The following is a 15,294-nucleotide window of genomic DNA, read 5'->3' as shown; positions in this document are numbered from 1 at the left end:
ACATCTCGCGTACGGCAGGCTTAAACGTCATCCAATATCACCCCGTCAATAATCTGTCTTTTAACCCTCATTTTCTACTACTTATTGTGAAAATCCGCCCTGGTACACCAATGCTAAAATTAGCACGCGAACCAAAAGGTTGATTTACCTGAGAGTGCGAATCCTATGCGGTGTATCACTCGGTGATTTTTACCTGTTCACCCTAAATAGCTGCGCGGAATAGTAGATCACTTAAAGGGAACTCAGCCCGGATTGTGCGATCTGATCAATCGCCAAATATCCCACATCACCAACCGGACTGAGCGATGCCGATCATAGCACCCATACCCCGTATCGAACGACGCCTGATGCAGAAAACTATCCATAAAACGCGTGACAAGAACCATGCCCGCAGACTGACCGCCATGCTGATGTTACACCGGGGAGACCGTGTCAGCGATGTCGCCAGAACACTCTGCTGTGCCCGTTCATCTGTCGGTCGCTGGATTAACTGGTTTACGCTGTCGGGTGTTGAAGGTCTGAAGTCCTTGCCCGCAGGGCGCTCCCGCAGCTGGCCTTATGAGCATATCTGCGCACTGTTACGTGAACTGGTAAAACGCACTCCCGGTGATTTTGGCTATCAGCGTTCACGCTGGAGTACCGAACTGTTGGCAATAAAAATCAATGAGATAACCGGATGTCAGTTGCATGCCGGAACCGTTCGTCGCTGGCTGCCCTCTGCCGGGCTTGTGTGGCGCAGGGCGGCCCCGACCCTGCACATCCGTGACCCACATAAAGAGGAGAAGATGGCGGCAATCCATAAGGCACTGGAAAAATGCAGCGCAGAGCATCCGGTCTTTTATGAAGATGAAGTGGATATCCACCTCAATCCCAAAATCGGGGCAGACTGGCAACTTCGTGGGCAACAAAAGCGCGTGGTAACACCGGGACAGAATGAAAAATACTACCTGGCCGGGGCGCTGCACAGCGGTACCGGAAAAGTCAGCTACGTTGGCGGCAACAGCAAGAGTTCGGTGCTGTTCATCGCCCTGCTGAAACACCTGAAAGCCACATACCGACGGGCAAAAACCGTCACGCTTATTGTGGATAACTACATCATTCACAAAAGCCAGGAAACGCAGCGCTGGCTGAAAGAGAACCCGAAGTTCAGCGTGATTTACCAGCCGGTTTACTCGCCGTGGGTGAACCACGTAGAGCGACTGTTGCAGGCGCTTCACGACACAATAACGCGCAATCATCAGTGTCGTTCAATGTGGCAACTACTGAGAAAAGTTCGTCATTTTATGGAAACCGCCAGCCCGTTCCCCGGAAGAAAGCATGGTCTGGCAAAAATGTAGCGGTATTAGACGCAGCTATTTAGGGTATTCGTTATACCGACTCATCTTGCTATCACCCGTCGTAGCGCTTGTTTTATCAGCAAAGCCTGGACGTCCGCACACGGTATACTCTCGTCTGAGCATGTTTATCAATGTAATAACTCATCCGCACTGGATTATTGCATACCAAACGATCGCAGATTAATCGACAGTCTGCATACCTCTTTTGACAGAATTGCAACCACGCAAAAAAGTTGTATCCATGTGATGTCTCAGCCAGCTAGCAAAACTAAATCTCGAAACTTGATTTATGATTTAATTTTATTTCAAAGGCGTGTTTTAGTGCATTCGTTATCCCTTCGAAATCATTCATCCCTAAAGTATCATTCAAACATACTTGTGTTGTACCATCTGACAATGTCTTGATGGCATCATTTATATTTTCAGTAGACAACGTAAAGCATATCCCTCTATCCTTTGGATGCGTAGGGTTAAATTTACCATTGGCCAATTGCCAATATCTGAATAAATATTGCGTTAGCCGTAGAGGAGCTCTGAATTTCTCACCTGATGATTCATTTAATAATTCTTCTTCATGCTGCCATATTTCATCGAAAGTACTTTTCAAAAATGGTTGTGGGACATGCTTGCTATAAAACCCTTCGAAAAGTCTTTCTTTTCTGTTAAGAAAATTCTTCATCATAAATCGCCCATAATTCGGGCTATAGTATTTATTTTTATGCTCACGCATTTTTATTTTTTTATCGAAATGACTATTTATAACGCTTACATTGAGAAAATCGGATGAACTCATTATGATCTCACCTTTATTTTTCGGCGGATATTTTTTTATAATCAAGAAATCATTAGGATAATCGTTCTCAAAGTAAAAATTTTCTGCCAAAGGTGATGTAATAAACGTATCATCATTAAACAATACAAACTTATCACTTAATCCTTTTATTCTATGGATATTTAATTCTATAGTATTAGAATTGAATGTTGGCAAATATTCATTCGGAATAAAATCATGATGAAAAACAATGTTTAGCTTTTCATGCTTTGTATTAATCCATGACGGAATTTGTCCACAAGTAACCAAATGTACTTTTCTTACCCATGGTGCGTATTTTTCCACACATCTGAACCAATAGTTGAAAATCCCCATATCTCTGAATCGAGAGGGATTGATAGCGCTCTCTTGATGTTTACCCTTTCCTTTAAATTTAATAAAATTTTTTTGCCAGGACGGATCACAGGAATCAACCCACAAAACAACAAAATCAATATCGCTCATTTGCACTACCCTGGATAGTTACTTTTCGCGCGATAATAACAAACTGCAGAACCCTTTTTTGAACTAATATTGGCAAATTAGCGACACTATTCTTTTTATTTAATCACTCGATAATCACAAAAAATTAAATAATTATAAATTATTTAAAACTATAAAAATCACGCCAAAGATATACCCGATATTTGAGTGTTTCAGATGCAGTCTGAGTGAATCGCCAGCGCGTATTTGACTGTCCACCCGGACTGACTTCGTTCTTATTGCCCCTTACCGGCTGGTTTTGATAACCGTTTGAAGGCTAATAATAAAAATAGGAATCAATCGATTCCCGTTCTTGTTTAACCCAGAAACTGGATCACATGATTTCGATGGTCGTGCCACTAAACTCTGTACATTTCAGCAAGTTGAGTGAGCACAAATCCATAGTTTCTTCACTACCTTCTCTTAGCAACTACACTTTAAAGTGCCGATTGATTCCGAGCTCTCAGCAGCTTGTGGCTTACGAGGATGCAATGATGAAAAGACTACTGTGTTTCTCTGTAGTAGCGGCTCTTATGGCACTTCCGATAGTGACCATGGCTGCAGCCACAGTTACGCCAGCCAAAGAATTAGCACCTGGAACGACTCATCAGCAACAGATAGGTACTATCTCTGTCTGGGGAGATTCCTCTAATGATGTAGAGGCTTTCATTAGCAAAGAAGCCACTCATAAAGGTGCGACAAGTTATAAAATAATTTCTGAGAAAACCTTTGGGGATCAGATATACGGAACTGCAGTCCTTTATAAATAGTATTCATCCACAAGGTAGAACTAGCCCTTATACGTTAACGGCTTCCTCTGAGGGGAGTCGTTAACGAGTGATGTGGACTGCCCCATAGAAATTTCCTGTCCTCACGACGAGGCCTGTTCAAAGGCCACCATCTTGCCCCCTACTCATCTTGTATTGATAAAATTTTGATAACCGTTCGAATCCTAATAATAAAAAACGGGAGCCAACCGGCTCCCGTTCTCACACAACCCAGAAACTGGATTACATGTTTTCGATGATCGCGTCACCAAACTCTGAACATTTCAGCAGCTTAGCGCCGTCCATCAGACGTTCGAAGTCATAGGTTACGGTCTTCGCGGCGATCGCGCCTTCCATACCTTTAACAATCAGATCTGCAGCTTCGAACCACTGCATGTGGCGCAGCATCATTTCGGCAGACAGAATGATTGAACCCGGGTTCACTTTATCCTGACCTGCATATTTCGGTGCCGTACCGTGGGTAGCTTCAAACAGTGCACATTCGTCACCGATGTTTGCACCCGGCGCGATACCAATACCGCCAACCTGGGCTGCCAGCGCATCGGAGATGTAGTCACCGTTCAGGTTCATACACGCGATAACGTCGTACTCAGCCGGACGCAACAGGATCTGCTGCAGGAACGCATCGGCGATCACGTCTTTAACCACGATCTCTTTGCCGGTGTTCGGGTTCTTGATTTTAACCCACGGGCCGCCATCGATCAGTTCGCCACCGAACTCTTCACGCGCTAACTGGTAACCCCAGTCTTTGAACGCGCCTTCGGTGAACTTCATGATGTTGCCTTTGTGCACCAGGGTCACAGAATCGCGATCGTTAGTGATTGCATATTCAATCGCCGCACGCACCAGACGTTTAGTCCCTTCTTCGGAGCACGGTTTGATACCAATGCCACAATGTTCCGGGAAGCGAATTTTCTTCACGCCCATCTCTTCACGCAGGAATTTAATCACTTTCTCTGCATCAGCAGAGTCAGCTTTCCATTCGATACCCGCGTAGATGTCTTCAGAGTTTTCGCGGAAGATGACCATGTCGGTCAGTTCAGGATGTTTAACCGGGCTTGGAGTGCCCTGATAATAACGAACCGGACGCAGACAGACGTACAGGTCAAGTTCCTGACGCAGTGCAACGTTCAGAGAGCGAATACCGCCACCGACTGGGGTCGTCAGGGGACCTTTAATGGCTACGCGGTAATCACGAATCAGATCCAGGGTTTCAGTCGGCAGCCAGACGTCCTGACCGTATACCTGAGTGGATTTCTCACCGGTGTAGATTTCCATCCAGGAGATTTTACGCTCGCCTTTATAGGCTTTCTCGACTGCAGCATTCACAACTTTGATCATCGGAGGGGTTACATCAACACCGATGCCGTCGCCTTCAATGAATGGGATAATCGGATTGTGCGGCACGTTCAGTTTGCCGTTTTGCAGGGTGATCTTTTTGCCTTCAGCCGGAACAACTACTTTACTTTCCATTCACCTCTCCTTCGAGCGCTTCTGGTTTGCTCGTCTGTCATCACGCTGCATGTGCAATTGCGTCCTGCTACACGGATGCGTTAGAGCAATTTTTTGTTAATGTTTTGTAATGAGCGTGTCAATACTACCCTATTGTTTGTCGCCATGAAAGACACTCGTTATTAGGCTATAATGCGTCAATTGATAAGGCCTGAAAATACCATGCAAAAAACATCTTTTAGAAATCACCGCCTTGAGCGATTCAGCTCACGACAAACCACCAGGCAGCGCAAAGAAAACCAGCCAAAACGCGTGGTTTTGTTCAATAAACCTTACGATGTTTTGCCGCAATTTACCGATGAAGCGGGCCGCAGCACGTTGAAAGATTTTATTCCCGTGCAGGGTGTCTATGCCGCAGGCCGTCTCGACAGGGACAGCGAAGGGCTTTTAGTGCTCACCAACGACGGTGCATTGCAGGCACGACTCACGCAGCCAGGCAAACGCACCGGCAAAATATATTATGTGCAGGTTGAGGGTGAACCCGGCAGTGAAGCGCTGAATGCCCTGCGTCACGGCATTACGCTGAATGATGGTCCTACCCTACCCGCAGGGGTGGATATTGTGGCTGAGCCGGAATGGCTGTGGCCAAGAAACCCGCCGATTCGCGAACGCAAAAATATTCCTACCGCGTGGCTTAAAATCACGTTATATGAAGGGCGTAATCGCCAGGTTCGCCGAATGACCGCCCATGTCGGGCATCCGACGCTGCGGCTTATCCGCTACGCTATGGGTGACTATACGCTTGACGGACTGGCGAACGGCGAGTGGCGGGAACATCCGTCGTCGCACAGTGTCTGACGAAGCACATTACCCGACATCATCATGGAAGAAGAATTATGGATACCCGTGTTATCGCCGCGTTAGTGTTATCCGTTATATCGCCATTTTGCGTGGCAAAGCAGGACTGCGAAGCCATTGCGGGCGATAGCGCAGGCGCGGCGGAATATCTTTATGAAACCGCCGAGGTGAAAACGAACTCTCGCCTGCATTTCTATTCTGCGCCACATGCGGAATGCCGACTCCCCGCCCATTTGATCAACGGCGACACGGTGGAAGTCCTGAGAAGCCAGCAAATCAAGCAATCGAAAGATGCCCCCATCCAGACGTTTCGCTACATTCGTTATCGTGATGCTAAAGGCTTGTTTGCAACCGGATGGGTCACCGCTGAAGGTCTGGCTCCCGTGGCGAATCCCTTGCCTGTAAACGAAACCTGTCAACAGTGGGCGAATAATGCAATGCCCGGGCGGGTCCGGCACGCACCGGCCACGGATAACCATCACCAGGTTCAGGGGAGCGGGCGCGCCTCTTTTTATACGATGCCGAATGAACAGTGTCGCAGTACCTTCCTATTCCTGATCCCTGGCGACGTTGTTTCCGCCCAAGAACAATCAGAAGATGATTTTATTGAGGTGGTGTATTACACCGCCGATCGCCGCGCCGTTCGCGGCTGGTTAAAGAAATCGCAACTGCAGCCTGTAAACAGCGGTGATCGTTATCGCGATGATATCAATCCGTTATCTACGGATAAGGCGACTCGCATCGCCACACTCAATTTGCGTCATGACTATCAATGTGTCTTTTATGAGAGCTGGAACGCGAAAAAGGCCATCGAGTTTATCGTGCGCGAAGACCATCAGGCCGCGTTATGCCGTGGAGGCGCCGATCCCGCAACCTCTCCGCCAACGGCCTATATAAGTATCGATAAGACCAGCGGCGAGATTAGCTGGCCGGATGTCGCTGAAGGATTTAAAGAAGAATAAGAGGTCACCGATGTTTAAACCGCACGTCACCGTCGCCTGCATTGTGCATGCAGAAGGAAAATTTTTAGTCGTTGAGGAAACCATCAATGGCAAAGCGCTGTGGAACCAGCCCGCCGGACATCTGGAAGCGGATGAGACATTAGCCGAGGCCGTCGCGCGTGAACTGTGGGAAGAGACCGGCATCAGCGCGCAGCCTCAGCACTTTATTCGTATGCATCAGTGGATTGCCCCTGATAAAACGCCGTTTTTACGTTTTCTGTTTTGCATTGAGCTTGCCAATATGTGCGATACCGAACCCCATGACAGTGATATAGATTGCTGCCGCTGGGTGAGCGCACAAGAGATACTCAATGCGCCAAACCTGCGTTCTCCGCTGGTTGCCGAGAGTGTGCGCTGTTTCCAGAGCGGGCAACGTTATCCACTGGCGATGATCGGTGAATTTAACTGGCCGTTTACAGAGGGTGTCAAGTAAATGGCTGCGTGATAGAATATGCCGCCTTGAAGTTCAATGTCGTGAGTATTCCAATGTCTGAAAGCCCAAAAAAAGTGATCGTCGGCATGTCCGGCGGTGTCGATTCCTCCGTTTCTGCCTGGCTGTTGCTGCAACAGGGTTATCAGGTAGAAGGCCTGTTCATGAAGAACTGGGAAGAGGACGACGGTGAGGAATATTGCACAGCGGCCGCCGATCTTGCGGATGCTCAGGCCGTCTGCGATAAGCTCGGCATTGAACTGCATACCGTTAACTTTGCCGCAGAATACTGGGACAACGTTTTCGAACTCTTCCTCGAAGAGTACAAAGCCGGTCGTACGCCGAACCCGGATATTCTGTGCAATAAAGAAATCAAATTTAAAGCCTTCCTCGAATTTGCCGCTGAAGATTTAGGTGCCGATTACATCGCCACCGGTCACTACGTGCGCCGTGCCGATGTAGACGGTAAAAGCCGCCTGCTGCGCGGCCTTGACGGCAATAAAGACCAGAGCTATTTCCTCTATACGCTCGGCCATGAGCAGATCGCGCAAAGTCTGTTCCCTGTAGGTGAACTTGAAAAACCGCAGGTACGCAAAATTGCCGAAGATCTGGGGCTCATCACCGCGAAGAAAAAAGATTCCACCGGTATTTGCTTTATCGGTGAGCGTAAATTCCGTGAATTCTTAGGTCGTTACCTCCCGGCACAACCCGGCAAAATCGTCACTGTTGACGGCGACGAGATCGGCCAGCATCAGGGGTTGATGTACCACACCCTTGGCCAGCGCAAAGGTCTGGGGATTGGCGGGACCAAAGAAGGTTCTGAAGATCCGTGGTATGTCGTAGACAAAGATGTTGAGAACAACATTCTGGTTGTTGCTCAGGGTCATGAACACCCGCGTCTGATGTCTGTCGGGCTGATAGCGCAACAATTGCACTGGGTTGATCGCGAGCCGTTCAGCGGAACCCTGCGCTGCACGGTGAAAACCCGTTACCGTCAAACCGACATCCCTTGCACGGTTAACGCCCTGGACCATGATCGCATTGAAGTTGTCTTCGATGAGCCGGTTGCAGCCGTTACGCCGGGTCAGTCAGCGGTCTTTTACATGGGTGAAGTGTGTCTCGGCGGCGGTATTATCGAGCAGCGCCTGCCCCTGCCGGTATAATTATTCTCTTAGACTGATACAAGGAAGCAGTGATCGTGGCAAAGAATTTTTATGACATCACCCTCGCGCTGGCCGGTATTTGCCAGTCGGCACGCCTGGTGCAAGAACTGGCGCACCAGGGACACTGTGATGCCGATGCGCTACACGTTTCACTGAACAGCGTCATCGATATGAACCCCAGCTCTACGCTGGGCGTGTTCGGTGGCAGCGAGGCCAATCTGCGCCTCGGACTGGAGACCCTGCTCGGCGTGCTCAACGCCAGCAGCCGTCAGGGCTTAAACGCAGAACTTACCCGTTACACCCTGAGCCTGATGGTGCTGGAGCGCAAATTGGCGGCAGCAAAAGGGGCGATGGATACGCTGGGCGAGCGAATCAACGGTTTACAGCGCCAGCTTGACCATTTTGATTTGCAGTCGGAAACGCTGATGAGCGCCATGGCGGGCATCTATGTTGACGTCATTAGCCCACTGGGGCCGCGCATTCAGGTGACCGGTTCTCCTGCTGTTCTGCAAAGTCCTCAGGTTCAGGCAAAAGTTCGCGCCTCTCTCCTTGCAGGTATCCGTGCGGCCGTGCTCTGGCATCAGGTTGGCGGAGGCCGTCTGCAATTAATGTTTTCTCGCAATCGTCTGACCACTCAGGCCAAACAAATTCTTGCTCATTTAACCCCGGAGTTATGATTTATGGAATTATCCTCACTGACCGCCGTTTCCCCTGTCGATGGACGCTACGGCGATAAAGTCAGCGCGCTGCGCGGGATTTTCAGCGAATACGGTTTGCTGAAATTCCGTGTACAAGTTGAAGTACGCTGGCTGCAGAAACTGGCCGTGCACGCAGCGATCAAGGAAGTTCCTGCTTTTGCTGCCGACGCAAACGGTTTCCTTGATACTATCGTGGCGAACTTCAATGAAGAAGATGCTTCGCGTATCAAAACCATTGAGCGCACGACAAACCACGACGTGAAGGCAGTAGAGTATTTCCTGAAAGAAAAAGTGGCCGGAAACCCGGAACTGCATGCGGTTTCTGAATTCATCCACTTCGCCTGCACCTCCGAAGACATCAACAACCTGTCTCACGCATTGATGCTGAAAACCGCCCGTGATGAAGTGATCCTTCCGTACTGGCGTCAACTGATTGATGGCATCAAAGATCTGGCAGTACAGTATCGCGATATTCCGCTGCTGTCGCGCACCCACGGTCAACCCGCTACACCGTCGACCATCGGCAAAGAGATGGCTAACGTGGCGTACCGTATGGAGCGCCAGTTCCGCCAGTTAAATCAGGTAGAAATTCTCGGTAAAATCAACGGCGCCGTCGGCAACTATAACGCCCACATCGCTGCGTACCCGGAAGTTGACTGGCACCAGTTCAGCGAAGAGTTCGTCACCTCGCTGGGCATCCAGTGGAACCCGTACACCACGCAGATCGAGCCGCATGATTACATCGCCGAACTGTTTGATTGCATTGCCCGCTTTAACACCATTCTGATCGACTTTGACCGTGATGTCTGGGGTTACATTGCCCTCAATCACTTCAAACAGAAAACCATCGCCGGTGAAATTGGTTCTTCAACCATGCCGCACAAGGTTAACCCGATTGACTTTGAAAACTCCGAAGGCAACCTGGGCCTGTCTAACGCGGTACTGCAACATCTGGCGAGCAAACTGCCGGTATCCCGCTGGCAGCGTGATCTGACAGACTCTACCGTACTGCGTAACCTGGGTGTCGGTATCGGCTATGCGCTGATCGCCTACCAGTCCACCCTGAAAGGCGTGAGCAAACTGGAAGTGAACCGCGATCGTCTGCTGGACGAACTGGATCATAACTGGGAAGTACTGGCGGAGCCGATCCAGACCGTCATGCGTCGTTACGGCATTGAAAAACCGTATGAGAAGCTGAAAGAGCTGACCCGCGGTAAGCGCGTCGATGCCGAAGGCATGAAGCAGTTTATCGACGGTCTGGCACTGCCGGAAGAAGAGAAAGTTCGCCTGAAAGCCATGACCCCGGCCAACTACATTGGTCGCGCCATCACCATGGTTGACGAGCTGAAGTAAATACATTGCCCGGTGGCGCTGACGCTTACCGGGCCTACGATCGTGTAGGCCTGATAAGGTGCTCGCGCCGCCATCCAGCACATCCCTCCCCTCCGGTTTAGTCAATGTTTATCCCCACAACAACATAATCGCGTTAAACTATTCATACCATTTACTTAGGGAGAAAAGAGAATGCGCGTACTGGTTGTTGAGGATAATGCATTGTTACGCCACCACCTGAAGGTTCAACTGCAGGATTTAGGACACCAGGTGGATGACGCAGAAGACGCAAAGGAAGCCGATTATTACCTTAACGAACATCTGCCTGATATTGCGATTGTCGATTTAGGTCTCCCGGATGAAGATGGTCTGTCCCTTATCCGCCGCTGGCGTAGCAACGAGGTTTCTCTGCCCGTCCTCGTATTAACCGCGCGTGAAGGCTGGCAGGACAAAGTCGAAGTGCTCAGTGCCGGGGCCGACGACTACGTGACAAAACCGTTTCATATTGAGGAGGTGATGGCACGTATGCAAGCATTGATGCGCCGCAACAGCGGTCTGGCCTCACAGGTCATTTCACTGCCGCCTTTTCAGGTCGATCTCTCCCGCCGCGAACTGTCGGTCAATGACGAAGTGATTAAGCTGACGGCGTTTGAGTACACTATTATGGAAACGCTGATCCGCAATAATGGCAAAGTCGTCAGTAAAGATTCGTTGATGTTGCAGCTTTACCCGGATGCCGAACTCCGTGAAAGCCATACTATTGATGTTCTCATGGGGCGCCTGCGCAAAAAAATCCAGGCCCAGTACCCTAACGACGTGATCACCACCGTGCGTGGTCAGGGATATCTTTTCGAACTGCGCTAATGAATAAATTACTGCGTCACTTTTTTCCCCTGTCGCTGCGGGTCCGCTTTTTACTGGCAACGGCGGGCGTTGTGCTGGTCCTTTCCCTGGCTTACGGCATGGTGGCGCTGATCGGTTACAGCGTTAGCTTCGATAAGACAACGTTCCGCCTGCTGCGCGGGGAAAGCAATCTTTTCTATACCCTCGCAAAATGGGAAAACAACAAGCTCCAGGTAGAACTCCCTGAACATCTCGATATGCAAAGCCCAACGATGTCGTTGATTTATGACGAGAACGGCAAACTGTTATGGGCGCAGCGCGACGTGCCGTGGCTGGTCAAACAGGTTCACCCTGACTGGCTGAAAACCAATGGCTTCCACGAAATTGAGGCCGACGTCGACGCAACCAGCGCATTGCTGAGTGACGATCATTCCGTCCAGCAGCAGCTTAAAGAAGTGCGCGAAGATGACGACGATGCCGAAATGACCCACTCTGTGGCCGTGAATATTTACCCCGCCACCGCGCGCATGCCGCAACTCACTATCGTCGTTGTTGATACTATCCCCATCGAGCTGAAACGCTCTTATATGGTGTGGAGTTGGTTTATCTATGTGCTGGCTGCCAACCTGCTGTTGGTGATCCCCCTGCTGTGGGTCGCCGCCTGGTGGAGTCTGCGGCCTATTGAGGCGCTGGCGCGAGAAGTGCGTGAGCTGGAAGAGCATCATCGCGACATGCTTAACCCTGAAACCACACGCGAACTAACCAGCCTTGTGCGTAACCTCAACCGACTGCTGAAAAGCGAGCGCGAACGCTACGACAAATACCGCACCACCCTGACCGACCTTACACACAGCCTGAAAACCCCACTGGCGGTACTGCAAAGTACACTGCGTTCCCTGCGCAGCGAAAAGATGAGCGTCAACGAAGCCGAACCGGTCATGCTCGAGCAAATTAGCCGTATTTCGCAACAGATCGGCTATTACCTGCACCGCGCCAGCATGCGCGGCAGCGGTGTTTTGCTGAGTCGCGAACTACATCCTGTCGCGCCGCTTCTGGATAATCTGACCTCTGCGCTGAATAAGGTCTACCAGCGTAAAGGGGTCAATATCAGTCTCGATATCTCGCCAGAAATCAGTTTTGTCGGTGAGCAAAACGACTTTGTCGAAGTGATGGGCAACGTGCTGGATAATGCCTGTAAATACTGCCTTGAGTTTGTCGAAATCTCCGCCCGCCAGACCGACGATCATCTGCATATTTTGGTTGAGGATGACGGACCGGGGATCCCGCACAGTAAGCGCGCGCTGGTCTTTGATCGTGGCCAGCGTGTTGATACCCTGCGACCCGGGCAAGGCGTCGGACTGGCGGTGGCACGTGAAATTACCGAGCAGTATGACGGGCAAATTATCGCCAACGACAGCTTGCTGGGTGGTGCGCGCATGGAGGTTATTTTCGGTCGACAGCATCCGGGCCAGAAAGACGAATAACGCGGCATGTAATATTTGTGTATATAGTTCACCGCATCGGGTTACGCATCCGTTATAATCGGTGTCAGATACCAGCCTGCGGATACTCAATATGGAATACCAATTAACTCTCAACTGGCCCGAATTTCTCGAACGCCACTGGCAAAAACGTCCGGTGGTGTTGAAGCGCGGGTTCACCAATTTTATTGATCCGCTCTCTCCTGACGAACTGGCAGGACTGGCAATGGAAAGTGAAGTCGACAGCCGTCTTGTCAGTCATCAGGATGGCAAATGGCAGGTGAGCCACGGTCCCTTCGAAAGCTACGACCATCTCGGTGAGAACAACTGGTCACTGCTGGTGCAGGCCGTGAACCACTGGCATGAACCGACTGCCGCGCTGATGCGCCCTTTCCGTGCGTTGCCTGACTGGCGTATCGACGACCTGATGATCTCGTTTTCTGTTCCCGGCGGCGGCGTAGGCCCCCATCTGGATCAGTATGATGTCTTTATTATTCAGGGAACGGGCCGCCGTCGCTGGCGGGTGGGCGAAAAGCTGCATCTGAAGCAGCATTGTCCACATCCCGACCTGTTACAGGTTGATCCTTTCGACGCCATTATTGATGAAGAGCTGGAGCCAGGCGATATTCTGTATATTCCACCGGGATTCCCACACGAGGGTTATGCGCTGGAAAATGCCATGAACTACTCCGTCGGGTTCCGCGCGCCAAACGCCCGCGAACTGATCAGCGGTTTTGCCGATTATGTTCTGCAACGCGAACTGGGCAGCACCTATTACAGCGACCCCGATATGCCGCCTCGCGATCATCCTGCCGACATTCTGCCGCAGGAAATGGATAAATTGCGCGAAATGATGCTCGGGTTAATCAATCAGCCGGAGCATTTCAAACAGTGGTTTGGGGAGTTTATTTCTCAGTCTCGTCACGAACTGGACATCGCACCGCCGGAGCCGCCCTATCAGCCCGATGAGATTTATGACGCTCTGAAGCAAGGTGATGTGCTGGTTCGTCTTGGCGGGTTGCGTGTACTGCGCATTGGTGACGATATATACGCAAACGGTGAGAAGATCGATTCTCCACACCGTCCGGCACTGGAAGCGCTCGCCAGCCATATCGTGCTGACCGCCGAAAACTTTGAGGACGCGCTGGACGATCCGTCGTTCCTTGCGATGCTGGCCGCGCTGGTCAACAGCGGATACTGGTTCTTCGAAGGGTAATTATTGCGTTAGTTGCCGGATGGTGGCTTACGCCTTATCCGGCAACTATCGATACCCATTACTTTTGCTTTGCCGTCAGTTCTGCAATACGCACAATCACCTGTACCGCTTTTTCCATCCCTTCCAGCGTCACAAATTCATGCTTGCCATGATAGTTGTAACCCCCGGTGAAAAGGTTCGGACACGGTAATCCCATGAACGACAGCTGCGCCCCGTCGGTACCGCCGCGAATCGGTTTCATTACCGGCTCAATGTCACAATCACGCATTGCCTGCTGAGCGATATTCAGAATGTGTGGATGCTCAACAACCTTTTCATGCATGTTGTAGTAGCTATCTTCAATCACCAGCTCAATGTAGCAGTCCGGATGTAGCCCCTTGCCGACCTTCTTGGCAATATCCATGATTTTACGCTTACGCGCTTCAAACTGCTTGCGGTCAAAATCGCGAATAATGTAGTGCATATCGGCCCGATCGACGGTGCCTTTCATGCTGGCAAGATGGTAGAAGCCTTCGTAACCGTCTGTGGTTTCAGGGCTTTCATCCGCCGGAACTTCCGCATGAATTCGCGCAGCCAGTGACAGCGCATTCACCATCACCCCTTTTGCAGTGCCCGGATGCACATTGTTACCCACGATTTTGATATTGACGGAGGCGGCGTTGAAGTTTTCAAACTCCAGTTCACCAACACCGCCACCATCAACGGTGTAAGCCCATTGCGCATTAAAGGCGGCAACATCGAAGTGTTTCGCCCCTTTGCCAACCTCTTCATCTGGCGTAAAGGCGACGCGAATATCGCCGTGCGGAATCGCTTTGTGTTTCAGTACCGCCAGCGCGGTCATGATTTCTGCCACACCCGCTTTGTCATCCGCGCCGAGCAGCGTTTTACCGTCAGTGGTGATCAGCGTTTGCCCCAGCAATTGATGCAAAACCGGGAACATCACCGGCGATAACACTTCATCACCAATGCCCAACGCAATATCGCCACCGCGATAGTTTTCCACAATTTGCGGATTCACGTTTTTACCACTGAAATCCGGTGAGGTATCCACATGGGAAATAAAACCGATGGCAGGAATATCACCAGGGACATTGGCTGGCAACGTCGCCATCACGGTCCCTTTGTCACTTAACGTAACGTCAACCAGCCCCATCTCTTCGAGCTGTTGTTTGAGTAACTGTAGTAGCTTCCACTGTCCCTCGGTGCTGGGAACTTGTCGCACACCCGGCTTTGACTGGGTATCCAACGACACATAGTGCAAAAAACGCTCAAGTAGTTTATCCATGCAGTCACCCTCACTTTTTGTGACAACATTATCAATAAGCAAGAAAAGACAAATATTGCGTCAGGTCACTTTTATCCCCTAAACGAGAATATTTCGATCTGTAGCCCTTCCTGAAT

14 protein-coding genes are annotated in these 15,294 nt (G+C 50.4%); 11 read left to right on the top strand and 3 right to left on the bottom strand.

Annotated elements, in window-relative coordinates:
* The first annotated feature begins 305 nt into the window (after positions 1-305).
* Positions 306-1,337, top strand: a complete 1,032-nt coding sequence (locus AC07NP_RS10930) for an IS630 family transposase (RefSeq protein ID WP_494660488.1) — start codon at positions 306-308, stop codon at positions 1,335-1,337.
* Between the two features lie 268 nt (positions 1,338-1,605).
* Here the strand turns inward: AC07NP_RS10930 and AC07NP_RS10925 are convergent, their stop codons facing one another.
* Complete coding sequence (locus tag AC07NP_RS10925; protein WP_494660487.1) at positions 1,606-2,613, bottom strand: Stealth CR1 domain-containing protein; 1,008 nt, start codon at positions 2,611-2,613, stop codon at positions 1,606-1,608.
* Positions 2,614-3,125: 512 nt separating this feature from the next.
* Here AC07NP_RS10925 and AC07NP_RS10920 point away from each other — a divergent pair.
* Positions 3,126-3,401 (top strand): YdgH/BhsA/McbA family protein, encoded by a 276-nt coding sequence (locus tag AC07NP_RS10920; protein WP_494660486.1) that lies wholly within the window; start codon positions 3,126-3,128, stop codon positions 3,399-3,401.
* 240 nt (positions 3,402-3,641) lie between these two features.
* Here the strand turns inward: AC07NP_RS10920 and icd are convergent, their stop codons facing one another.
* Positions 3,642-4,892, bottom strand: coding sequence for an NADP-dependent isocitrate dehydrogenase (icd, locus tag AC07NP_RS10915; RefSeq protein WP_192612462.1), 1,251 nt, complete (start codon positions 4,890-4,892; stop codon positions 3,642-3,644).
* Positions 4,893-5,063: 171 nt separating this feature from the next.
* Here icd and rluE point away from each other — a divergent pair, with 171 nt between their 5' ends.
* The 9 genes from rluE to roxA all read left to right on the top strand — a co-directional run bounded on the left by rluE (position 5,064) and on the right by roxA (position 13,893).
* Positions 5,064-5,729: a 23S rRNA pseudouridine(2457) synthase RluE gene (gene rluE / locus AC07NP_RS10910; protein ID WP_494660485.1), complete on the top strand. Its 666-nt coding sequence runs from the start codon at positions 5,064-5,066 to the stop codon at positions 5,727-5,729.
* A 38-nt stretch (positions 5,730-5,767) separates the two neighbouring features.
* Positions 5,768-6,691, top strand: coding sequence for a hypothetical protein (locus tag AC07NP_RS10905; protein WP_494660484.1), 924 nt, complete (start codon positions 5,768-5,770; stop codon positions 6,689-6,691).
* 10 nt (positions 6,692-6,701) lie between these two features.
* On the top strand, positions 6,702-7,163 hold the full coding sequence (locus AC07NP_RS10900) for an NUDIX hydrolase (RefSeq protein ID WP_494660483.1): 462 nt from the start codon (positions 6,702-6,704) through the stop codon (positions 7,161-7,163).
* A gap of 53 nt (positions 7,164-7,216) precedes the next feature.
* The gene (gene mnmA / locus AC07NP_RS10895) at positions 7,217-8,323 is read left to right on the top strand and encodes a tRNA 2-thiouridine(34) synthase MnmA (protein WP_494660482.1); all 1,107 of its coding nucleotides are present in this window, start codon (positions 7,217-7,219) and stop codon (positions 8,321-8,323) included.
* A 35-nt stretch (positions 8,324-8,358) separates the two neighbouring features.
* Complete coding sequence (hflD, locus tag AC07NP_RS10890; protein ID WP_192612467.1) at positions 8,359-9,000, top strand: high frequency lysogenization protein HflD; 642 nt, start codon at positions 8,359-8,361, stop codon at positions 8,998-9,000.
* A gap of 3 nt (positions 9,001-9,003) precedes the next feature.
* Positions 9,004-10,374, top strand: a complete 1,371-nt coding sequence (gene purB / locus AC07NP_RS10885; protein WP_494660481.1) for an adenylosuccinate lyase — start codon at positions 9,004-9,006, stop codon at positions 10,372-10,374.
* 171 nt (positions 10,375-10,545) lie between these two features.
* Positions 10,546-11,217 carry a two-component system response regulator PhoP gene (phoP, locus tag AC07NP_RS10880; RefSeq protein ID WP_192612469.1) on the top strand — a complete coding sequence of 224 codons (672 nt, stop codon included), beginning with the start codon at positions 10,546-10,548 and terminating at the stop codon, positions 11,215-11,217.
* A complete protein-coding gene (gene phoQ, locus AC07NP_RS10875) occupies positions 11,217-12,680 on the top strand; it encodes a two-component system sensor histidine kinase PhoQ (RefSeq protein WP_203360942.1) in 1,464 nt (487 codons plus the stop codon). The genes phoP and phoQ overlap by 1 nt, the downstream gene beginning before the upstream one ends.
* Positions 12,681-12,771: 91 nt before the next feature.
* Positions 12,772-13,893: a [50S ribosomal protein L16]-arginine 3-hydroxylase gene (gene roxA / locus AC07NP_RS10870; protein WP_494660480.1), complete on the top strand. Its 1,122-nt coding sequence runs from the start codon at positions 12,772-12,774 to the stop codon at positions 13,891-13,893.
* A gap of 58 nt (positions 13,894-13,951) precedes the next feature.
* Here roxA and pepT read toward each other — a convergent pair whose 3' ends face one another.
* Entirely contained in the window at positions 13,952-15,178 is a 1,227-nt protein-coding gene (gene pepT, locus AC07NP_RS10865) for a peptidase T (protein WP_192612472.1), read from the bottom strand.
* Positions 15,179-15,294: the final 116 nt, after the last annotated feature.

It is taken from the genome of Citrobacter sp. GW821-FHT07H02, assembly GCF_059418505.1.
The sequence above is the reverse complement of the archived record's forward strand: the minus strand, read 5'-3'. Positions and strand labels throughout refer to the sequence as shown.